The 20,623-nt window shown below is 65.0% G+C and carries 19 protein-coding genes; 11 read left to right on the forward strand and 8 right to left on the reverse strand.

Going from position 1 to position 20,623, the window contains the following annotated elements:
- Positions 1-43 precede the first annotated feature (43 nt).
- On the forward strand, positions 44-823 hold the full coding sequence (locus tag SARO_RS19555) for an SDR family oxidoreductase (protein ID WP_011906978.1): 780 nt from the start codon (positions 44-46) through the stop codon (positions 821-823).
- 36 nt (positions 824-859) lie between these two features.
- Here SARO_RS19555 and SARO_RS19560 read toward each other — a convergent pair whose 3' ends face one another.
- From SARO_RS19560 to SARO_RS19575, 4 genes are read right to left on the reverse strand one after another with little or no spacing between them, the layout of a single operon-like run.
- The gene (locus SARO_RS19560) at positions 860-1,933 is read right to left on the reverse strand and encodes a DUF1214 domain-containing protein (RefSeq protein ID WP_011906979.1); all 1,074 of its coding nucleotides are present in this window, start codon (positions 1,931-1,933) and stop codon (positions 860-862) included.
- Positions 1,934-1,947: 14 nt separating this feature from the next.
- A complete protein-coding gene (locus tag SARO_RS19565; RefSeq protein WP_011906980.1) occupies positions 1,948-2,709 on the reverse strand; it encodes an SDR family NAD(P)-dependent oxidoreductase in 762 nt (253 codons plus the stop codon).
- The gene (locus SARO_RS19570) at positions 2,706-3,911 is read right to left on the reverse strand and encodes an MFS transporter (protein ID WP_157042465.1); all 1,206 of its coding nucleotides are present in this window, start codon (positions 3,909-3,911) and stop codon (positions 2,706-2,708) included. The genes SARO_RS19565 and SARO_RS19570 overlap by 4 nt, the downstream gene beginning before the upstream one ends.
- Positions 3,912-3,913: 2 nt before the next feature.
- On the reverse strand, positions 3,914-6,049 hold the full coding sequence (locus SARO_RS19575) for an FAD-dependent oxidoreductase (protein ID WP_011906982.1): 2,136 nt from the start codon (positions 6,047-6,049) through the stop codon (positions 3,914-3,916).
- A 217-nt stretch (positions 6,050-6,266) separates the two neighbouring features.
- Between SARO_RS19575 and SARO_RS19580 the strand changes: the two genes are divergently transcribed.
- The 4 genes from SARO_RS19580 to SARO_RS19595 all read left to right on the forward strand — a co-directional run bounded on the left by SARO_RS19580 (position 6,267) and on the right by SARO_RS19595 (position 11,840).
- A complete protein-coding gene (locus SARO_RS19580) occupies positions 6,267-7,214 on the forward strand; it encodes a thiamine pyrophosphate-dependent dehydrogenase E1 component subunit alpha (RefSeq protein ID WP_011906983.1) in 948 nt (315 codons plus the stop codon).
- Positions 7,204-8,187, forward strand: a complete 984-nt coding sequence (locus SARO_RS19585; RefSeq protein WP_011906984.1) for an alpha-ketoacid dehydrogenase subunit beta — start codon at positions 7,204-7,206, stop codon at positions 8,185-8,187. The genes SARO_RS19580 and SARO_RS19585 overlap by 11 nt, the downstream gene beginning before the upstream one ends.
- Positions 8,188-8,198: 11 nt before the next feature.
- Complete coding sequence (locus SARO_RS19590; RefSeq protein WP_011906985.1) at positions 8,199-9,419, forward strand: dihydrolipoamide acetyltransferase family protein; 1,221 nt, start codon at positions 8,199-8,201, stop codon at positions 9,417-9,419.
- A 159-nt stretch (positions 9,420-9,578) separates the two neighbouring features.
- Complete coding sequence (locus tag SARO_RS19595; RefSeq protein ID WP_011906986.1) at positions 9,579-11,840, forward strand: TonB-dependent receptor; 2,262 nt, start codon at positions 9,579-9,581, stop codon at positions 11,838-11,840.
- Between the two features lie 78 nt (positions 11,841-11,918).
- Here the strand turns inward: SARO_RS19595 and SARO_RS19600 are convergent, their stop codons facing one another.
- From SARO_RS19600 to SARO_RS19615, 4 genes are all read right to left on the reverse strand, one after another.
- Entirely contained in the window at positions 11,919-12,452 is a 534-nt protein-coding gene (locus tag SARO_RS19600) for a nuclear transport factor 2 family protein (RefSeq protein ID WP_041551661.1), read from the reverse strand.
- 7 nt (positions 12,453-12,459) lie between these two features.
- Entirely contained in the window at positions 12,460-12,990 is a 531-nt protein-coding gene (locus tag SARO_RS19605) for an SRPBCC domain-containing protein (RefSeq protein ID WP_011906988.1), read from the reverse strand.
- A gap of 11 nt (positions 12,991-13,001) precedes the next feature.
- On the reverse strand, positions 13,002-13,772 hold the full coding sequence (locus tag SARO_RS19610) for an SDR family oxidoreductase (protein ID WP_041551663.1): 771 nt from the start codon (positions 13,770-13,772) through the stop codon (positions 13,002-13,004).
- A 76-nt stretch (positions 13,773-13,848) separates the two neighbouring features.
- Positions 13,849-15,060 (reverse strand): acyl-CoA dehydrogenase family protein, encoded by a 1,212-nt coding sequence (locus SARO_RS19615; protein ID WP_011906934.1) that lies wholly within the window; start codon positions 15,058-15,060, stop codon positions 13,849-13,851.
- 198 nt (positions 15,061-15,258) lie between these two features.
- Here SARO_RS19615 and SARO_RS19620 point away from each other — a divergent pair, with 198 nt between their 5' ends.
- From SARO_RS19620 to SARO_RS19645, 6 genes are read left to right on the forward strand one after another with little or no spacing between them, the layout of a single operon-like run.
- Positions 15,259-16,023 carry an SDR family oxidoreductase gene (locus tag SARO_RS19620; protein WP_011906990.1) on the forward strand — a complete coding sequence of 255 codons (765 nt, stop codon included), beginning with the start codon at positions 15,259-15,261 and terminating at the stop codon, positions 16,021-16,023.
- Between the two features lie 5 nt (positions 16,024-16,028).
- A complete protein-coding gene (locus SARO_RS19625; RefSeq protein ID WP_011906991.1) occupies positions 16,029-16,952 on the forward strand; it encodes a VOC family protein in 924 nt (307 codons plus the stop codon).
- A gap of 29 nt (positions 16,953-16,981) precedes the next feature.
- On the forward strand, positions 16,982-17,845 hold the full coding sequence (locus tag SARO_RS19630; RefSeq protein WP_176929374.1) for a CoA transferase subunit A: 864 nt from the start codon (positions 16,982-16,984) through the stop codon (positions 17,843-17,845).
- Positions 17,845-18,636, forward strand: a complete 792-nt coding sequence (locus SARO_RS19635) for an acyl CoA--acetate/3-ketoacid CoA transferase subunit beta (RefSeq protein ID WP_011906993.1) — start codon at positions 17,845-17,847, stop codon at positions 18,634-18,636. The genes SARO_RS19630 and SARO_RS19635 overlap by 1 nt, the downstream gene beginning before the upstream one ends.
- Positions 18,637-18,648: 12 nt before the next feature.
- Positions 18,649-19,548, forward strand: a complete 900-nt coding sequence (locus SARO_RS19640) for an enoyl-CoA hydratase (RefSeq protein ID WP_011906994.1) — start codon at positions 18,649-18,651, stop codon at positions 19,546-19,548.
- Positions 19,548-20,612, forward strand: coding sequence for an NAD(P)H-dependent flavin oxidoreductase (locus SARO_RS19645; protein WP_011906995.1), 1,065 nt, complete (start codon positions 19,548-19,550; stop codon positions 20,610-20,612). Before SARO_RS19640 ends, SARO_RS19645 begins: the two co-directional genes overlap by 1 nt.
- Positions 20,613-20,623 lie beyond the last annotated feature (11 nt).

Here is a 20,623-nt window from a genome sequence, read left to right on the forward strand (position 1 = left end):
GCATTTCCGCTGTCGACCCGCAGTGGAGGAAAGGGCATTGCACATGCTGGAAGACAAGGTCGTCATCGTCACCGGGATCGGTCCTGGTCTTGGTCGCACGATAGCGACCGAGGCGGCGAAAATGGGCGCCGACGTTGCGATGGTGTCGCGCTCGGGCGGGATCATGGACGAGGTGGCGGCGGACATCGCCGCTGCGGGGCGGCGAGCGCTCACCATCCGCGCCGACATTACATCTGACGCGGACTGTGCCCGGGTGGCGCAGGAAACCGTGGCCGCGTTCGGACGCATCGACGGGCTCGTCAACAGTGCCTACTTCCCCGGTCGCCTCGCCCCGGTACTCGATCTCGACCTCGATGCGCTCGGCCGTGCGTTCGAGGTGACCGTCATGGGCACTATCCGCATGATCCGTGCAGTCGTGCCGCAGATGGAGAAGCAGGGAGGCGGCTCCGTCGTCAACGTGGGCAGCCAGGTGGCGCGCAAGGTCGTCCCGCAGCAGGGCGGGTACGCCGCGACCAAGGCGGCACAGGCTTCGCTCACCCGCTATCTTGCGGCTGAACTGGGTTCGAAGGGCATCCGTTTCAACACACCGGCCATCGGCTGGACGATGAGCGCGCCGGCCCGCGCCTGGTTGGAGAGCGAGGCGGAAAAGGGCGGGCCAAGCTTCGAGGAAGCCGAAGCGGCGATCTCGGCGACGATGGCGCTTGGCCGGGTGCCGAGCGATGAGGAGTGTGCGCGAGGCATCCTCGTTTTCCTCTCGGATGCGCTGTCCTCGGTGACCGGCGCGACGCTCGATATCAACGCGGGGGACTACATGCCGCTCTAGGCCGATGTGCCGGGGCCGCGTTGCCCCGGCATCGGTTCAGTCGCGCAGCAGCGTGAGCTTCGGTATCGGGTGCGATGCGGCGCGCACCCATCGCAAAAGCAGGTGGCCTTCGCTGTGGCCATGCGTGGTAAGCCAGTTGCGCTCGCCCGGGTCGTCTGCCGCCAGTACGATCCGCACGCTCCCGTCGGCCTCGCGCTCCGCGTTGCCGGCGTTGATGCAGGCGGGGAGGTAGCGGTAGTCCATCGATTCCATCCACCAGTTGTCGACCTGGATGTTCCAGTGCTCGCACTCCGGCACATCGGTTTCGATCAACAGGCGTTCGCCCGGGGCAAGCTTCCAATAACCGTGGACGTAGAAGATGGCCGGATCGCCGCCAGCCTTGTGGAACATGTCCTGTCCCCAATCGCGCATCTCGTTGGGGTACGGCATGAACATCGCGGTCCAGCTGGCGAACATGCGGGTGGCATTCACCACGAAGTCCGCCGCAGCCATCATCCGCCGCTCGATTGCCAGAGGATCCGTCGGCGCAGGATGGGCGAGGCCTTCGCTGATGCGCTCTATCGCGAAGCGCGCCGGTGTCTCTCGGGCACGGTTCAGGAACGTCTGGCGCACCTGCAGGATGTTCGAGTCCGGGGCGAGTGGCAGCCAGGCGACATCCCCTTCCGGCCTTTTCACGCTGGCGATCACGGTGAAGTCGCCGTTGGCGTCGGCGCGGAAGGCTTCCTTCTGGAGTTCTCCGGTGGATGCCATGGTGCCGTCGATGGCGTAGCGGTTGGCCTTCGATCCGATCGAGAGGTAGTGGACCGACCCGATGTTGCCGGTCAGCCGATAGCTGCGGTCACCCAGGATCGTTGCCGAAAGGTAGAGGTTGTCCGGATTGTCGCCGCCGAGCTTGGCCGTGGCATGGCTGGGCAGGACGAACGAGGGAAAGTCGGGATCGCCGCCCTCGAGGTACATCTCCAGGCCTAGACGCACGATGCGGCTGAGGTAGCGCGCGCCCTCCGCCTGGTCGAGGAGGCCCGTCGGCGCTCCCGCCGCGCGCAGGGTCTCGCGGGCTTCGCCGATGCGCGTGGTGAAGCGGTCCCAGAGGTCGACGCCGAAATGGGTCATGATCGTTGCTCCCGTCAGCCGGTGATCTGCCCGCCATCGAGCACGAGCACGGTGCCCGTGGCGTAGCGCGCCTCGTCGCTGGCGAGGTAGGCGATTGCCGCCGCGACTTCCTCGGGCGTGCAGGCGGGGCGGTCGGTAAGCTTGGGCATGTTGCGTCCGGCGGCTTCCGCGAAGATGGCCGGATCGACGCCGCCTCCCGCAGAGGATTTTTCGTGCATCGGCGTTGCCACGCCGCCTGGCGCCACCGCGTTTGCGCGGACGCCGAAGCGCGCAAATTCCAGCGCCGCCGATTGCGTGATCGCGATCACGCCTGCCTTGCTCACGCCATAGGCCGAAGTGCCATATACAGGATGGAGACCGCCGGCCGACGCGACGCTGACCACGTTGCCCTTGGATGCCTTGAGGTGCGGGATCGAGGCCTGGATCAGAAAGAACGGTCCGGAGAGGTTGATGTCCATCGTGCGTTGCCATGCCTGCGGCGAGGTTTCCTCGAACCGGCCCCAGGTCATTATGCCCGCGACGTTGAGCAGGATGTCGATCCCGCCTAGTACCTCAACGGCCTCCGTCACCAGACCACCAGCTGCCGCAGGATCGCGCGCGTCATAGGAAAACGCTTTGCCGCCGAGCGACTGAGCAACGGTACTCGCGCCTTCGAGGTCCACGTCGCCGATCACGATTCTCGCGCCTTCGGCGGCAAAGCGTTCTGCGGTGGCGCGGCCAATGCCCGATGCGCCACCGGTGAGGAGAACGCGCTTTCCGGCGAAACGGTGGATCATGGCTTGATGGTCCTTTCAAGAAGATCGTCCCGTCGCAGCACTGCGACGAGCATGGCTGCTCCCAGAAGAAGCATGCCGAATGTGACGAATGCCCCGGTCAGCCCGCCGCTCCGGCGGAGCACGTCAAAGGCCAGCGGATTGAGAAACTGGCCCGCGTTGAGCGCGCTTACGATAAGGCCCATGGCAAGGGCGTGGACGTGGGGCGGGGCCTTGCGGAAGATGATCGACGCGGTGGCCGGCTCCGACATGCCCGCCCCGATGCCGACGAGACAGCAGCCTGCAAGGACCTGCCACGTAGAACCCGCCACGGCGATGACGAGTATGCCCAGGCCCATCGAGGCGGCGTCGATGGCAAGGAACCCGTGCAACCCGATGCGTCGTCGGAGGGGCCCGAAGGCCCACGCCGTGACCATTGCGACCACCGAAGTGGCGGCGATGACGGTACCGATGGTCTGGGCGCTGCCGAACCCGCGCGACGATAGCAGGAATCCCGCCTGGATGGCCGGAGTGAACATGCCCAGCGTCAGGAGGATGAGAAGCGCATAGTAGGGCCAGACGCGCGCCACCCCGGCCAGCGTGCCTCGCTCGGCGGAAGGCTCCTCGTGCGGCGGGGTGTTGCGGATCGCGAAGGTGGCGACAGCAAGCGTCGGAATGCCCAGCAGATACAGCGCGAAAGGCGCCTGCCATCCGCCACGATCGACCAGCCATCCTCCGCCAACCAGAGCCAAAGCAGCAAGAAGCGACGAGAACGAAGTTGCCCAACCCAGCACCTTCTCGCGCCTGTGACCGGAGAAATGGTCGCCGATCAGCCCAAGGCTCGAGGTAAGAAGCCCCCCGCCGGCAACGCCGAGGAGCAGCCGCAGTGCCAGAAGCCCTGTCTGGGTCGCGACCAGAAGGACCCCGGCTCCGCCGATCACGTAAAGAACCAGCGATGCGAGCAGCACCGTTCGCTGGCCAATACGGTTGGCGAGCATGCCTGCCATCGGCGCGGCGAGGATCAACATCGCCGCCGGAAGCGTCATCACGATCTGCGAGAACAGTTCGTCGTCCGCGCTCTGCCCGAAATGCCGCGCCATCGCGACGAGCGCGGGTGCTGCCGCCATCGGCACGAGCGCCACCAGCGCCGGTCCCGCGACGCATACCGCCGCGACGAGTGCACCGGCATTCCGGTCGGTTCCGTTTTCGCCAAGGCGGCCGTGCACCTTCAAATTGCCTGAATGGCAAGCGCCGCGTCGCGCATCGCCCCTTCGATGTAGCCGACGCCCGTACAGTCGCCGACCGAATGCGTGAGGAAGCCCGCCGACCGCATTTCCTTTGTCAAGCTTTCGTCGCCTGTCGCGCCCTGCGCCACGATCACCGTATCGGCGCGCAAGGTGCGCTCCTGTCCGTGCGCATTGCTGTACGTCACGGTTCCATCACCGATACGGAAGCCCGAAGTTTCGGTGAGCAGGGCCACGCCGAGGGCGTGGCAATCGTCCACCGCGCGGAAGCGGCGGACAAGCGGTATGCCCTTGCCCACGCGAGCGGATTCCTCGAGCACCGTCACCTTGCGTCCTCGGTGTGCAAGGAATTCGGCCAGTTCCAGCCCGACCAGTTCTCCTCCGATGATGACGACATGTTCGCCCAACGGCATCCACGCCTTCGATCCTGCGCGCAGCAGGCCGATGCGCTTTGTCAGGCCCGTCGCCCTCCCCAGCTTCATGGCAAGGCGCGTTGCCAAGCCGGTCTTGCTCGCCAGGCTGTCGAGGTTCTGGCCGAGGACGAGATTGCGCATGTCATCGCCGGAGAACACGAAGTCGCGTTCGCTTCCTGGAATCGGCGGCATGGCCCGTCGCGCGCCAGTGGCGACGATCACTTCATCGGCGCCGATCCGGCGGGCAAGGTCGGCCGTCGCACGGGTGCCCAGACGGACCTCGATGGGTCGCGCGGTCACTTCGCGCCGGAGCCAGTCGACGATGCGCTGGTTGGGAGCATATGCAATCGACGCGAACTGCGCCGTACCGCCAAGCCGGTCCGTTGCCTCGCACAGGACCACCTTGTGCCCCTTGTCGGAAAGGTCGCGCGCCGCAGCCATGCCACCCGGGCCGCCGCCCACGACAAGCACCACCTTGCGTTTGCTGGCAGGTTGGGGCTGGCGGTCGGTTTCAAACCCGGTCATCGGATTCACGGCGCAGACAATGTGGCTCGAGTTGAAGATCGAACTGATGCAGGTGTAGCAGTAGACGCAGGGCCGGACCGTTTCCGGCTTACCCGCCGCCAGCTTGTTCGGCAGTTCCGGGTCAGCCAGCAGCTTGCGGCCCATCGTCACGAAATCGAGTTTGCCCTGCGCGATGAAACGGTCGGCTTCCTCCGGCTCGATCCGGCCGGGGCAGATCACCGGTATCGAAACCGCAGCCTTGATTGCCGCTGCATTGTCGACGAATCCGTTGCGGATGTCGGTTGCATGACCCGTTGAGTAGGTGCGGCCGTAGTTGCCGTCGCCATGTGCAGAAACGTGGATCGCATCGAGCCCGGCCTCCTGCGCCATCCGCGCGACCGCGATCGCGTCCTCCAGCGTGATGCCGTAGTCCATCAGGAATTCCTGGCTGTCGAACCGCATCCACACCGGGTAGTCCGGTCCGACGGCGGCGCGGACTGCACGTATCGTCTTCAGCAAGAGCCTTGCGCGGTTCTCGATGGAGCCGCCGAACTCGTCGGTGCGATGATTGTAGGCAGGGGAGAGGAAGGTCGAGAAGATGTAGCCATGGCCGGCATGCAGTTCGACCGCGTCGATCCCCGCGGTCTTCGCACGGACTGCGGCGCGGGCGAACAGGTCGACGATGTGGTCCACCCCCGAAGCGTCGAGCGAATTGTACCGGACCTCGCCCATCTTTGCGTAGGGTTCGAAGAACTTCGCCTGCTCTTCGGGTAGCATCACGTCGACGAAATCGCCCGAGTCCTTTGCGGCAGGGGGCGGGTTCGGGCAGGCCACGGGGCGACCGTCCAGCATGTCGGTCATGGCTACCAGCCCGCCATGGTGAAGTTGCACGCAAAGCTTTGCGCCATGTTCGTGGACTTCGTCGGCCAGGCGCTTCAGGCCGGGAACAAAGCGGTCGTCACTGATCGCTTCCTGCCGCCAGTTGCTCGCGCCTTCCGGAAACCCGACTGAAACCGAACCCATCGTGACGAGTGCCGCGCCGCCTTTCGCACGCGCGACATAATAGGTTCGCAATCGGTCGCCGACGCTGCCGTCCTCTTCGGCTAGGTTCGAACCCATCGGCGAGAAGAAGATGCGGTTTTTCAGTTCAAGCCGGTTGATTCGGCCCGGACTGAGGAGATGCCGGTACGCACGTACGCTCATGCTGTTCTGCCTCGAAAGCTGTTCTCTCCCGCGCCGCAAGCGACGCCCTTTGCAAGAGGCTTATCGTGAAATTTCCGCTTCCTCAATCAAAAACAGCGGATTTATCCCGATTATGGATACGCAAAACATAGTGTGAGTTGACGAATTGCACTAAATGCGTATTTCTTTCGGCAGAAGGGGCCGCCGCGACGTGGCGTTTGCCCATGGGAGAGAAAGCATGTCCGGGCCGGACCCTGCGCTGCTTGAAAGCATGTTTCACAAGTTGGCCGTCTCGCGTGCGGTCGAGACGTTGATGTTGCGCCACACGCGGGAAGAGCGCTTCTCCGGTTGGTGGCATCCGGGTGAGGGGCAGGAAGCCGCGCCGATCGGCGCCACGGCTGCGCTCGAAGCTGACGATTACGTCTGGTATCAGGGCCGCGGCTGCGCCTGGGCAATCGGAAAGGGCATGGACCCGCTACCAATCCTTGGCGACCTCCTTGGCAAGACGAATGGCGCAACGGGCGGCAAGGGTGGTGGAGTCCCGCACTGGGCAGACTACAGCCTTGGCATCATGGGCGAGGGCGCGACGCTTGGTTCCGTCTATCCGCTTGCGGCCGGTTCTGCCCTTGCCTCGAAGATCCGCAAGGACGGCCGTGTCAGTCTCGCCAACTTCGGTGACGGCACTGCCTCGCGCGGGACGTTCCATGAAACCATGATGCACGCGGCCGCTTGGAAGTTGCCACTGATCTACTTCTGCGAGAACAACGGCCTCCTTGTCGGCACGCGGACCGAGCAGGTCTCGGCGACCGCCGACATCGCGAACCTTGCCAAGGGCTATGGCATTCCCGGGGTGATCGTCGACGGGCAGGACGCGGTCGCCGTCTGGGAAGCAACGCGCGAAGCGGCGGCCCGCGCCCGGGCCGGGAAGGGGCCGACCCTCATCGAGGCAAAGGTTACCCGCAAGCACGGCCACTACGCCGGCGATCCTCAGCACTATCGCGACCCGGACTATCTCAGGGATTATCGCGATCCGCTGGACCTTCTCGCCGCAAGGCTGGCCGGAAACGTTGCTGCGCGCATCGTCGAGCAGGCCGATGCGGAAGTGGCTGCCGCTTATGAAGCGGCCAGAGCTGCGCCCGAACCCGATGTCTCGGTGATCGAGAGGGACCTTTACCATGTCGTCTGAAACCATGGGTTACAACGCCGCGATGGGGCTTGGCCTTGTCGAGGAGATGCGGCGCGACGACAGCATCTTCATCATGGGCCAGGGCGTCGTCACCGGCGGCTGGTTCGGCATGGAGAAGGGCCTGGTCGCGGAGTTCGGCAACGACCGGGTGCTTGACTGCGGCATTGCGGAAGCATTCGAGGCGGGCCTGGCCGCAGGTGCTGCCATCGCCGGGATGAAACCCGTCATCAACATGGGCTTTGGCGACTTTGCGTTGATCGCAGGCGACGAGATCTATCACAAGCTCGCCAAGTGGCGTTACATGCACGGCCTCGACGTGCCGATGACGGCGGTCATCATATTCCCCATCGGCGCGATGGGCGGGGCAGGGCCGGAGCATTCGTCGTGCACGGAAGTCCTCGGCATGCATTTCCCAGGGCTCAAGGTGGTGGTGCCGTCCACCGCGGAAGACGCAAAGGGGCTGATGAAGGCCGCACTTCGCGAGCCGAACCCGGTCCTTTTCCACTCGGTCCAGGGGCTTGGCTGGAGCCGAGGCGACGTACCGCTCGACCCGGATTTCGTGGTTCCCATCGGCAAGGCCGTCACGCGCCGCCGGGGGGCTGACCTTTCCATCGTCACCTATGGCTCGATGGCGCCGCGCTCGCTCAAGGCTGCAGAACGCCTCGCCAGCGAGGGCATAGACGCCGAAGTCATCGACTTGCGCAGCCTCGTGCCGCTCGACTGGGAACACGTCCTCGAGTCCGTGTCCCGCACCCATCGCGCAATGGTCGTCCACGAGGCCTTCCGCACCGCCGGACCGGGCGCAGAGATTGCCGCGCAGATCCAGGAGCGCGCCTTCTTCGATCTGGATGCGCCGGTGCTGCGGCTGGGAGCACGGGACTTCCCCCTCTGCCAGAACGCCGATCTCGAACAGGCGGCCATTCCATCCGTCGATGCCATCGCCGCCGAAGCTCGGCGTCTAGCCGCGATCTGAAGGAGGCGCCGGTGCTGAACGAACTGCGCATCCCCCGCATGGGCTCTGTCGAGAACGCGCGCCTGTTGAACTGGCGGGTCCAGGAAGGCGAGGCTTACGAACCCGGCCAGGTGCTTTACGAGATCGAAACCGACAAGACTTCGGTGGAAGTCGAGGCCGAAGGTCCCGGTGTTCTGGCGCGCCACCTTGCCGCCGTGGGCGACGAGTTCAAGGTTGGCGATCGCATCGGGCTCTGGGCGCTGCCCGGCACGGCCCCCGCTACTCTGCGCGCCGCTCTGTCCCCGCAGCCGATGCCTGCATCGGAGCCTGCGCCGTCTCCGTCATCAACGTTGCCCGCTGCGGTCAGCGCCCCCGGCCTGCATGCTCTCCGGCCAGTCTCCAGGGATGCCGCTGGCGGCCGCCGCGTATCGCCCTTGGCCCGTCGGCTCGCGGCGCAGAATGGCGTCGACCTGGCGACCGTGACGGGCACGGGGATGGGCGGCAAGATCAGCGGCAAGGATGTTCTGGCTGCCAGCGCCAAGCCCCGGCCCGCGCCTGTTCCCGTTTCCCCGCCCCGGCCCGGAAGCGATGGCGAGATCGTCCCCCATTCGCTCCGTCGCCGCACGATCGCCCAGCGGATGGTCGAAGCCGCGGCCATCCCCACGCTGACTGCCGATATGGAGGTCGATCTTACGGCGCTCTTCGCGCGCAGGAGGTCCGTCGAGGGGAACGGTGCTTCTGTCCTGGGAATGATCGCCGAAGCCGCCATCGCGGCGCTTCTCCAGCATCGGCGTCTGAATGCGCATTGGCGGGAGGACGCGATGGTCCAGTTTGGGGCGGTCCACCTCGGCATTGCCGTCGATACGCCCGAAGGCCTGGTCGTCCCCGTCGTCCGCAATGCCGAAAGCCTCAACGCGCGCGGCCTCACGGATGCCATCGCGGCGTTGGCCGACAAGGCACGCGCCGGTACCCTTCGCCCGCAGGATATGGAGGGCGGCACGTTCACCATCTCGAACCCGGGATCGATGGGCCCGGTCGTGCGCGCCGAGGCGCTGCTCAATCCGCCTCAGGTCGCGCTTCTGGGCCTGCCCGGGATCGTGCGCGCGCCGGTTGCCATCAAGGATGGCGATGCATGGGCCATGGCCGTCCGCCCACTTCTGCGTCTTTCCCTTTCGTTTGATCACCGCGCACTCGACGGAGGCCCGGTGATTGCGTTCCTCAATACGCTGAAGGCAACGCTGGAACGGCCGTGAACGTCCGCAGTTTTGACAAGTGATGCATTCGTGACACAATATGCGAAGAATAAATTGATCTTTCTAACGCAAATTACGCATATTGTTGAAAATTGAACTGGCAAGGCGTAGCGGCCCTGGGAATCCATCGCGCTGGCGGTGGTCTTTTCAGGAGGGAAGATGAGGAACAGTATGGCGCGTGGCGCTTCGTGGCTCGCAGTGGCAGTGGCTGCCGGCGGTCTGGCCCAGGTACCAGCGCGCGCGCAGGACGCGGCTGCGGTCGACGGCGCGGAAGAAATCGTCGTCACCGCGCGCAAGACCACAGAACGTCTGCAGGACGTGCCGATCGCCGTTACCGCGCTGTCGGCCAGCGCCCTCGATGCGCGTGGCATCGGTTCGGTGACCGATCTCCAGCAGGTCGCCCCCAATCTCCAGTTCACGCCCGGTACCGGCGGTAACGGCGGCGCCATCGCGCCGTTCATCCGCGGCGTGGGCGAAAACGATTTCATCATCACCGCGGACCCCGCGGTCGGCACGTATTTCGACGGCGTCTATGTCGCCCGCACCTTCGGTGCCTCGCCCGAATTGCTCGACGTAGAGCGGGTCGAAGTGCTGCGCGGACCGCAGGGCTCGCTGTTCGGCAAGAACACCGTGGGCGGCGCGATCAACGTCGTTACCCGCATGCCCGGTGACACGGCCGAGTTCGAGGGCGATGTCCGTTACGGCTCCTACAACGACTTCCGCGTCCGTGCCCGCGCCGCGCTTCCGCTTGGTGGCGGCTTCTCGCTCGGCCTTTCGGGGCTTGGCGAATGGGGCGACGGTTGGCAGCGCGTGCCCTCGGGCAAGGATCTTGGCAACCGCAACGTGGTGAATGGCCGCGCGGTCCTGCGCTACCAGGGCGGCGCCTTCGAGGCGATCGCACAGGTTGACGGCCTGCGTCGCCGCCAGAACTCGGCCGCGCACAGCATGCTGGACTTCACGCCGACGTTCTTCTCGACGCTGCAATCGCTGTTCATCGCGCCCTGTTGCACTGTGCCGGATCGCATCGACCGGACCGACACGACGCCCTCGCTCAATCGCGACCACGCGGATGCGGCAAACGCCTCGCTTACGCTGAGCTACGACCTTGGCGGCGCGAAGCTCAAGTCGATCACCGCCTACCGCTGGGTCCATGCCCAGTTCGGCCGCGACGGTGATGCCTCGGCTGAGGTCAACTACGCCGGCGATTTCCACAATGAACGCGCCCGCCAGTTCAGCCAGGAACTGCAGTTCACCACCTCGATCTTCGATCGCGGCTCGCTCCTTCTTGGCGCGTACTATTACCGCGAGCGGACGAAGGATCTCACCCGCCTCGTCGTGGCCGACGGTCTCTACGACGCATCCGGCTTTGCTGAATTCTCGACCGACGTGCTCGAACTGCCGCCCGAATTCCTCGATTTCAACATCGACTTCGACAACCGCCAGACGACCACCAACTTTGCCCTGTTCGGCAACGCCACCGTGCCTCTTGCCGAAAGGCTGACGCTGGAACTGGGCGGTCGGTACACGCACGAGAAGAAGGCGTTCTACCAGGCCGCGAACCGGGTCTACAGCAACACCCCGCTGTTGTTCGGCACGCCTTCCTACGAGCTTGAACAGAGCTGGGATGCCTTCACCCCGCGGGTCTCGCTCAGCTACAAGCTGCGCGACGACGTTCTTGCCTATGCTTCCTGGTCGCAGGGCTTCCGCAGCGGCGGGTTCAACGGTCGCCCGACCTCGCTAGAGGAAATCGGCTCCTACGATCCCGAGCATCTCGATGCCTTCGAGGTCGGCGTGAAGAGCCAGTTCGGCCGCATCCTCACGCTCAACCTCGCCGTCTTCCGCAACCAGTATCGCGACCAGCAGCTCCTCATCAGCACGGTCAGCGAGAACACGGGCCTGATCGTCGTTCGTACCGAGAACGCCGGCAAGTCGCGCATCCAGGGAATCGAGCTGGAGGGCACGGTCCGCGTCTCGCCGCGCTTCCGCATCGACGGTTCGCTCGGCCTGCTCGATGCGAAGTACCAGAAGTACGTCTCGGTCATTGCCGGCGTTCCGACCGACGTCAGCGGGCGCAAGCTGAAGCAGGCGCCCGAAGTGACCGGCAGCCTCGGGATGTCCTATACGCTTCCGCTTGGCGAGCGGATGGACGCGACCTTCCGTGCCGATGCGACGTATCGCAGCGCGAACTTCATCGATGTGGAGAACACGCCCGAACTGCGCGCGCCGGATCATGCGATCCTCAACCTCAGCACCACCCTGCGCCTGCCGGTGGACGGTCTCTCGCTGCGGCTGGCGGTGGACAACGTGACCAATCGCCGGATCATCGTTGCGGGTTATGATGCCCGGACTTCGTTCGGCTTCCTCGAAGGCTACTTCAACGAACCGCGCCGCTACTGGGCGACGCTCTCGTTCAGGCGCTGAGCAAGAAGAAAGGCCCCTTTCCGCGAGGAGAGGGGCCCTCTTTCCAGCTCGTCCCTGGGGATCAAGAATCCGAGTGGATCAGGAATCCCAGTGAATCAGCTTGCTGATGTCGGTGCGCTCCTCGGGTTTGCGGCCCGTCGTTGCCAGGCGTTGCACGCTCGGGCGACCGTTGGTCAGGCTGAACTTGGTCAGCACTTCGATCACCCGGTCGTAGTAGGTGCTGGCGATCTTCCAGGTGCCTCCCTCGCGGCGATAGGTGTCGGTATAGATCGCCGTGCCGAAGGTGTGGTCGTCCTTCTCGAGATCGATGAACACGTCCTGCAGATACCAGATGCCGGTGGCGCTGTTGTCGCCGGTCACGGCAACTTCAGGCATGATGCCGATGTGCATCGCCAGTGCGCCCGAATGGAACGAGTTCGACAGGAACTCGACCATTGCGTCACGTCCCTTGAGCGAAACCTTGTAGGTGCCGCCGTTGTAGGTGCAGTCGATGTCCTGGGTAAACAATGCAGGCAGGGCCGCGAAGTCGCCGGTGTCGATGGCGCGGAAGTAGCGGTGCTTCAGCACCTTGATCTCTTCCATGTCGGACAGTTGCTGTAGAGTATAGGCCATTGCGGGATCAGGCTTTCTTTTCTGCGGCATAAAGGGCTTCGGCCCGAGCCTTGAGGGCGCGGCCGGTGTCGTCGAACGCGCGTTTCACCCACGGTCCGGCAAAGCGGAAGACATGGATGCCATTGGTGCCAAGGAAAGCGTCGGTCGAGAAATAGCGGCAGCTCTCCTCGCCGGTCGGTTCGATCACCTGGTCGCGCCGGGCCGGATAGGGCCAGGCCGGATCGTTGGGCAGGTCCCACGAAATCTGCCGTTCCGGAACGATGGAGCTGATGAATTCGCAGTTGGGAAACAGCGATCCGGGCGCCGCATAATTTATCAGCGTCATCGAGACCGCATGGCCAAGCTCGATCTTGCCATCAGCGCGGATGCAGAACGGATTCCAGGCGTTGTAGTTGGGCAAGTCGGTGAGCAGGCCCCACACGATGCGTGCAGGCGCGGCGATCTCGAACACCTCGCTGACCGTCACTGCCTCGGGGTCGAAGCCTTCGACGGGGTCTTCGGCAAGGGTCTTGGCGCTCTTCATCCATTCAAGTTGCATCCCAATCCTCCTCAGGCCGCTACCCAGTCGCCACCGTTCACGTCGAGCATCGCGCCCGTCACTTCCGAGCTGTAGTCCGACAGCAGGAAGTAGACGGCCTTGGCGCAGTCTGCGTCGGGCGGGATGTGGCCGACCGGAATCTCGCTCGCCCGCTGCTTGCGGAAGGCCTCGGCTCCTTTGCCCAGCGTTTCCATGAAGCCTTCTAGCGGGGCTCCCATCATCCAGCCCATCAGTGCCGTGTTGACGCGGATGCCGCTGCCGCCGAATTCGACCGCGAGATGGCGGGTCATGTGGTTCAGTGCGCCCTTGGCCATGCCATAGCCGCCTTCGCCGGGCATCGGCTTGCGGGTGCAGAGCGTGGAGATGTTGACGATCGAGCCGGCGCCCTGCGCCTTCATCGTCGGGTAAACCGCCATGCACATGCGCAGCGCGCCGGCCGCACCCACGTCAAATGCACGAAGCACCTGATCCACGTCGTGTTCGATCAAGGGCGCCCAGTCAGGGTGATAGTAGGCCGAATTGACGAGGCCGTCGATCCGGCCCCACTTGTCTACCGCCGCCTTTGCCGCCGCCCGGCACTGGTCCATGTCGGTCACGTCGAGCGGCACCGCTATGGCCTCGCCCCCCGCCGCAACGATTTCCTGCGCCACTTCCTCGATCGCCTGCTTCGACCTCGCGGTCACGACAACCTTTGCGCCTTCGCGCGCTGCGCCCTTGCACGCGGCTTGCCCCATGCCCGGCCCTGCGCCGGTAACGATGATGACCTTGTCCTTGAGGATCATTTTTCTCTCCCAAATGTGCGCGGCGTCTGCCGTCATGTTCTGGATGGTCGGGTGCGCCTCGAGCGGGCGCGGGTCTTCAAAGGAATGTGAAGTTTGGAGGTTGTTTCGAGAATGCGCCGACGAGGTCTTGCGTGCGATTGTTTGGATCGTTTGCGACGTGGGCCCTTCCGGCGTGGAGGTCGAGCCATGGCTGTATGATGGGGCTGTGGTTGTAGATGGCGCGTCCGCCGAGGAGCTTGACCATGTCGTCGACGAGGTCGGCCATGCGTCGCACGACGCTTGCGGAGTTGTATGCGTAGAGGGTGCGCTTATCCATGGGGATGGCCTCGCCTCGCTCTGCATGGCCCATCAGGTCGTCGAAGGTGAGGCGCAGGGTCTGCTCCATTTCGGTGACTTCGGCATGGGCGCGGGCGATGGCGGCCATGAGGAAGGGGTCGTTCTTGGAGGCCTTGCCGGTGTTGGTGGAGACGCGGCTCTCGGCGATCTCGATGGCGGCGTTGATGGCGGCGCGTGCGCCGCCGAAGGCTGCGGTGGAGACCGAGCGCATGAAGACCTGAGCCCAGGGCAGGGTGTAGAGCGGCCCGGGGTTGGTCTGCTGGCCGGGGTTGGTGCACAGGAAGCCGTCGAGCGAGCGGTGGGTGCGGTGCTCGGGGACGAAGACGTCGTCGACGATGACGTCGTGGCTGCCGGTTCCCTGGAGGCCGAAGACGCGCCATGCGTCGGTATCGATGGCATAGTCGGAGCGGGGCAGGAGGAAGGCGCGCATGTCGGGCGCGCCGCCTTCCTCGCGTGGGGGGACCATGGCGCCGAGCACGACCCACTGGCAGTGGACGGATCCGGTGGAGAAGCCCCAGCGGCCCGAGAGGCGGTAGCCGCCCTCGACCGGGGTGACCTTGCCGACGGGCTGGTAGGAGGAGGAGACGAGGGTGGAGGTATCCTGGCCCCAGACTTCGGCCTGGGCCTCTTCGTGGAACAGGGCGATCTCGTAGGGGTGGCAGCCGACGACGCCGAACATCCAGCCGGTGGACATGCAGCCTTCGGCGAGCGCGCGCTGTACGTCGTAGAAGACGTTGGGATGCATTTCGTAGCCGCCCCAGCGCCTTGGCTGGAGGATGCGGAAGAAGCCCGCCTCCTGCATTTCGGCGATGGACTGTGCGGGGACGTCGCGGCCTGCGACGCATTGGGCGGCGCGTTGGCGCAGCACGGGGATCATGGCCCTTGCGCGTGCGACGAGTTCGTCGCCTGTCGGGCCATTGCCCGGAACCGAAATTGCAGCAGCGCTGGCCATGGAGCGGCCTCTCCCCCGGAACGTAAGGTCAATCGACTCGGCAGTGCGTGAAAGTGCACTGCATTCGTAATTTCCAATTGCATTGGATACGCAAATCGTCAATTGAAAACCAAATCGCCTTTCGATATTGGCGATTTCGAATCCGGTGCGCTGTCGGGAAACCCCGCACGCACCATAATGCCGAGGGAGAGAGGCCCAGTGCAGGGCGCAGACCATATCGACCTTGTCGGACAGGTGGCGATCGTCACCGGCGGAACGCGCGGACTGGGGCGCCAGATCGCCGAGGCGCTGGTGCGTGCCGGTGCTGCCGTGACGGTGTGCGGGCGGACCGAACCGGACGATCTTCCCGAGGGTCTCCACTTCCATGCGGCCGATATCCGCGAGCCCGATCAGGCCACGGCGCTGGTCGATGCGGTCGTTGCCCGCTACGGCCGGATCGACATCCTCGTCAACAATGCCGGCGGATCGCCGCAGGCCCCCGCTACCGCATCGCCCCGCTTCTTCGATGCGATCGTGCGACTTAACCTTCACGCCGCCATGTACATGTCGCAGGCGGCCTTCGCGCACATGCAACCCGCGCGCAGAGGCAGCATCGTCAACATCGCCAGCGTCTCCGGCATCCGGCCTTCGCCAATGACGGCAGCTTACGGCGCCGCCAAGGCCGGTCTTCTCAACCTCACCCAGAGTCTCGCTCAGGAGTGGGGGCCGGACGGCGTACGGGTCAACGCGATCATCGTCGGTCTGATGCAGACCGAAACCGCGGGCGAAACCTACGGCGACGACGAGGCCCAGGCTGCCGTCGGCCGTTCACTCCCGCTCCAGCGCATGGGCACGGGCGTGGATATTGCAGGTGCGGTGCTCTGGCTCTGCTCCGGTCTTGCCTCGTGGGTGAGCGGCGCGCGCATCAATGTCGATGGGGGCGGCGAACGGCCATACTTCCTCGACCTCGTGAAAGGAAACTGACGTCCATGGGGATCAAGGCACTGGGCTACGTCATGGTCGAGACGGCCAAGGCTGACCAATGGGACCACTTCCTTACGCAGGTAGTGGGCGTCATGCGGGGCGATGCACCGCGTGATGGCGTTGCGACCTATCGCATCGACGGGCGTCCCTTCCGTTTCTGGATCGAACGTGGCGCGTCCGATCGTCTCGTTGCTTCCGCCTATGAAGTGGGCGATGCAGGCGAGCTGGCCGAGCTTAGGGCCAAGGTCGTGGCGGCAGGCCGTCCGGTCGAAGATGGCGATGCAGCCGGTGTTGCCGCGCGCGGCGTCGCAGCATTCTTCCGCACCAGCGATCCGGCCGGCAACGGCCTCGAATTCTTCCACGGCGATACGCGCGACGACGTTTCCTTTGTCTCGCCCGTCGGAGTCAGTGGTTTCGTAACCGGCGACATGGGCATGGGCCACGCGGTCTTCGCCACGCCGAACTTCGATGAATGCCATGCCTTCTACAAGGCGATCGGCTTCCACGACACCGACATTCCCCGCTTCCGCTTCTCCGACGATCCGGCCGATCCGGGCATGGGCTTTGCCTTCATGCACGCCGACAACGGCCGTCACCACTCGGTCGCCATCGCGGAAATGCCGATGCCGCCTTCGGCCTGCATCCATCTCATGCTCGAGATGAAGACGCAGAGCGACGTGGGCAAGTGCCACGACCGGATGCGCGCGAACAAGGTGCCCGAGAGCGCCTCGCTTGGCCGCCACGTTAACGACCAGACTTTCGGCTTCTATATGCAGACGCCATCGGGCTTTGACATCGAGATCGGCGCCGATCCGCTGGTGATCGACCCGGCGAGCTGGACTCCGACTGCCCATCTCGTGCCGAGCGAGTGGGGCCATGTCTGGGCCTGGCAGAAGGCGCTCGAGGAACAACAGGGAGAACAGGCGTGAGCCTCGACGGCAAGACATTGGACAAGCGCATGACGGCGGCCGAGATCGTCGCACAACTGCGCGACGGCATGACCATCGGCATCGGCGGATGGGGCCCTCGGCGCAAGCCCATGGCGCTCGTGCGCGAGATCATGCGTTCGGACCTCAAGGACCTCACCGTCGTCGCTTACGGCGGCGCGGATGTCGGCATGCTCTGCGCGGCGGGCAAGGTGCGCAAGCTCGTCTTCGCCTTCGTCAGTCTCGATGCCATTCCGCTTGAACCTTGGTTCCGCAAGAGCCGCGAGAGCGGTGCGCTCGAGGTGCTGGAACTCGACGAGGGCATGTTCCAGTGGGGCCTCAAGGCGGCCGCCTTCGGCCTGCCGTTCCTACCCACCCGCGTGGGCCTCGGGACCGACCTTGCCGAACTGGGCGGACTGAAGACCGTGCAGTCTCCCTACGACGATGGCGAAACGCTGATCGCGATGCCCGCGCTCAAGCTCGACGCCGCGCTCATCCATGTCAACCGCAGCGACTGGCGTGGGAACGTGCAGGTCTTCGGCGCGGACAGCTACTACGACGAGTGGTTCGCCAAGGCCGCCGCGAAGACCTACGTAAGCTGCGAGGAGCTGGTCGACCGCATGGAGGACCACTACCCCGAAGCTGCGCAGGCCAACCTGTTCGAACGCTGCTTCGTGACTGGCGTGGTCGAAATGCCCTTTGGCGCTCACCCGAGTTCCATGCCCCCGCACTATGGCTGGGACATGAAGGCCTTCAAGGCGTACGCCGACGCCGCCCGCGACCCGGGCGACTGGTCTGCAGTGAAGGACCGCTTCGTCGGCGCTTCCGAGGCCGAATATCTTGAAACCATTGGCGGAAAGGAGGCGGTGGCGGGTCTTCCGTTGCCGATTTTCTGATGACCGACGTGACTCTCGTAGACCTGTGTATCTTCGCCTGTTCGGAAGCCTTCCGCGATAATGGCGAAATCGTCGCGACCGGCGTCGGCCCGGTGCCCCGCATCGCTGCGGGCCTCGCCAAGCTGACCCACACGCCCGGGCTGATGATGACCGACGGCGAGGCCTATCTGGTCGAACAGCCGGTGCCGCTTGGCCCGCGCAAGTACGATGACCGTAAACCCGCCGGCTACCTTCCGTTCTCGCGCTTCTTCGACAGCGCAGTGTGGTCGGGCCGCCGCCACGCCATGGTCACGCCGACGCAGCTCGACCGTTTCGGCCAGATCAACCTGTCGTACATGGGCGGCACCTACAACAAGCCGAAGACCCAGATGCTGGGCGTGCGCGGCTTTCCGGGCAACACGATCTACCACCCCAATTCGTTCTTCTTCCCGGCGCATGGGCCGCGCGTCTTCGTGCCGGAAGTGGATATGATCTCGGGTGTGGGCTACAACCCTGCCAAGCGCGTACCGGGCGGCAACTATTCGGGCGTCGACTTGCGCTGCATCGTCACCAACCTGTGCGTCATGGACTTCGGCGGCCCCGAGCACGCGATCCGCGTCGTCTCGCTGCATCCCGGCGTGACCTTCGAGGAGGTGCAGGCTGCAACCGGCTTCGAACTGCACAGGCTTGCAGACCTGCCTGAAACACCGCTGCCGACCGCAGAAGCCCTCGAGGTCATTGCGGCCCTCGATCCGCACAACATCCGCGCCACCGTGATCAAGGACAACCCGCCTGCAAAGCGGGCTGCCTGAGGGAGAAGAGCGATGACTGACCTCGTCGAGCCGAAGCAAGTCGACATCGTCTACGAAACCGACGAACCCGTCCGCTACGAAGTGGACGGTGCCGTCGCGTGGATCACGATGAACCGGCCGCAGTTCAACAATGCCCAGAACGGGCAGATGACCTATGCGCTCGACGACGCCTTCAATCGCGCCGTCCAGGACGATGCCGTGCGGGCTATCGTCCTGGCGGGCGAGGGCAAGCACTTCTCCGCCGGGCACGACATCGGCACGCCCGGGCGCGACCTGCACCACGAATTCGACAAGCGCCTCTTGTTCCCGCCCCATGCCAACAAGCCGGGCGCCGAACTGCTCTACACGCGCGAGCAGGAACAGTACCTTGGCATGTGCCGCCGCTGGCGCGACATTTCCAAGCCGACCATCGCGATGGTGCAGGGCGCCTGCGTTGCGGGCGGCCTCATGCTTGCGTGGGTCTGCGACCTGATCGTCGCTTCCGAGGATGCTTTCTTCCAGGACCCGGTCAATCCGTTGATGGGCATTCCAGGCGTCGAATACTTCGCCCACGCCTATGAACTGCCCCCGCGTGTCGCCAAGGAGTTCCTCCTTCTGGGCGAACGGATGAGCGCATCGCGCGCGCACAGCTTCGGCATGGTCAACAAGGTGGTACCGCGCGCCGAACTGCGCGAGGCCGCCGCCGCTTGGGCCAACAAGCTTGCCGGGCAGAACCGCCTCGGCAACTGGCTGACCAAGCAGGCTGTCAACCACGTCGAGGAGTTGCGTGGCAAGCGCGCGGCAATGGACGCGGTCTATCACATGCACCACTTCGCCCATGCGCAGAACGACATCGTCACCGGCAACTCGATCGCAGGTGTCAGCGGAACCTCTGCGGCGGCGGCGAACAAGAAGCAGGCGGGCGAGGCCTGATGTCCGGCGCGCTCCACACCGTCCTTGTCGAGCGGCTTGGCTGCCGCGCTCCGATCATCCAGACCGCCATGGGCTGGGTGGCGGAGCCCAGCCTCGTCATCGGCAGCAGCAATGCCGGGGCCTTCGGGTTCCTCGGCGCGGCGGTGATGACGCCTGATGAATGCCGCGAAAAGATCCTCGCCGTTCGCCGTGGGACGGACCGGCCTTTCGGCGTCAACTTCCATTCGTTCCAGCCCGGCGCCGACCAGATCGTGGAACTGATCCTCGCCAACCGTGACCAGGTGCGCGCGGTCAGCTTCGGCCGCGGCCCGAATGCCAAGATGATCGGGCGCTTCCGGGATGCGGGCATTCTCTGCATCCCTACCGTCGGCGCGGTGAAACACGCGAAGAAAATGGAAGAACTGGGCGTCGACATGGTCAGCGTCCAGGGCGGGGAAGGCGGCGGACATACCGGTTCGGTGCCGACGACCGTACTGCTGCCCCAGGTCCTCGATACAGTGAAGGTGCCCGTCATCGCCAGCGGCGGCTTTGCCGATGGCCGGGGGCTCGTTGCCGCGCTCGCTTATGGTGCCGTCGGCATCGCCATGGGCACCCGCTTCCTGCTTACTCGGGAAAGCCCCGTGCCGGACAGCGCAAAGGCGGCCTACCTCAAGGCAGGCACAGACCAGATCATCGTCACGACCAAGCTGGACGGCATCCCCCAGCGCATGATCCGGACGCGCCTGATGGACCGGATCGAAAAGTCCGGATCGCTTGCCATGTGGCTGCGCGCCTTCGAGGCGGGCGCCGCGATGAAGCGCCAGACGGGCGCGTCCTGGCTGCACTTCATCAAGGCGGCGCGCGGCATGACCGGTCACGGGGACGTTCCGCTCAAGCAGGCGATGATGGCCGCAACCATGCCGATGCTGATCCAGAAGGCGGTGGTTGATGGCGACATCGAGAACGGCGTGATGGCGACCGGCGTCGTCGGCGGCCGGATATCCGAGATCCCGACCTGTCAGGAACTGGTCGATCGTATCATGGCCGAAGCGCACGGCCGCCTTTCCGCGCTCTGCGCAAGCTGATTTTCGAGGAC

It is taken from the genome of Novosphingobium aromaticivorans DSM 12444 (assembly GCF_000013325.1).
Taxonomy (GTDB): domain Bacteria; phylum Pseudomonadota; class Alphaproteobacteria; order Sphingomonadales; family Sphingomonadaceae; genus Novosphingobium; species Novosphingobium aromaticivorans.

Excerpts from the sequence above, each read along its gene's own strand:
- SARO_RS19565 (WP_011906980.1), bottom strand. The coding sequence starts at position 2,709 with ATGATCCACCGTTTCGCCGGAAAGCGCGTTCTCCTCACCGGTGGCGCA.
- SARO_RS19625 (WP_011906991.1), top strand. The coding sequence starts at position 16,029 with ATGGGGATCAAGGCACTGGGCTACGTCATGGTCGAGACGGCCAAGGCT.
- SARO_RS19615 (WP_011906934.1), bottom strand. The coding sequence starts at position 15,060 with ATGGCCAGCGCTGCTGCAATTTCGGTTCCGGGCAATGGCCCGACAGGC.
- SARO_RS19580 (WP_011906983.1), top strand. The coding sequence starts at position 6,267 with ATGTCCGGGCCGGACCCTGCGCTGCTTGAAAGCATGTTTCACAAGTTG.
- SARO_RS19560 (WP_011906979.1), bottom strand. The coding sequence starts at position 1,933 with ATGACCCATTTCGGCGTCGACCTCTGGGACCGCTTCACCACGCGCATC.
- SARO_RS19605 (WP_011906988.1), bottom strand. The coding sequence starts at position 12,990 with ATGCAACTTGAATGGATGAAGAGCGCCAAGACCCTTGCCGAAGACCCC.
- SARO_RS19640 (WP_011906994.1), top strand. The coding sequence starts at position 18,649 with ATGACTGACCTCGTCGAGCCGAAGCAAGTCGACATCGTCTACGAAACC.
- SARO_RS19575 (WP_011906982.1), bottom strand. The coding sequence starts at position 6,049 with ATGAGCGTACGTGCGTACCGGCATCTCCTCAGTCCGGGCCGAATCAAC.
- SARO_RS19610 (WP_041551663.1), bottom strand. The coding sequence starts at position 13,772 with ATGATCCTCAAGGACAAGGTCATCATCGTTACCGGCGCAGGGCCGGGC.
- SARO_RS19600 (WP_041551661.1), bottom strand. The coding sequence starts at position 12,452 with ATGGCCTATACTCTACAGCAACTGTCCGACATGGAAGAGATCAAGGTG.
- SARO_RS19555 (WP_011906978.1), top strand. The coding sequence starts at position 44 with ATGCTGGAAGACAAGGTCGTCATCGTCACCGGGATCGGTCCTGGTCTT.
- SARO_RS19595 (WP_011906986.1), top strand. The coding sequence starts at position 9,579 with ATGAGGAACAGTATGGCGCGTGGCGCTTCGTGGCTCGCAGTGGCAGTG.
- SARO_RS19635 (WP_011906993.1), top strand. The coding sequence starts at position 17,845 with ATGACCGACGTGACTCTCGTAGACCTGTGTATCTTCGCCTGTTCGGAA.
- SARO_RS19585 (WP_011906984.1), top strand. The coding sequence starts at position 7,204 with ATGTCGTCTGAAACCATGGGTTACAACGCCGCGATGGGGCTTGGCCTT.
- SARO_RS19630 (WP_176929374.1), top strand. The coding sequence starts at position 16,982 with ATGACGGCGGCCGAGATCGTCGCACAACTGCGCGACGGCATGACCATC.
- SARO_RS19645 (WP_011906995.1), top strand. The coding sequence starts at position 19,548 with ATGTCCGGCGCGCTCCACACCGTCCTTGTCGAGCGGCTTGGCTGCCGC.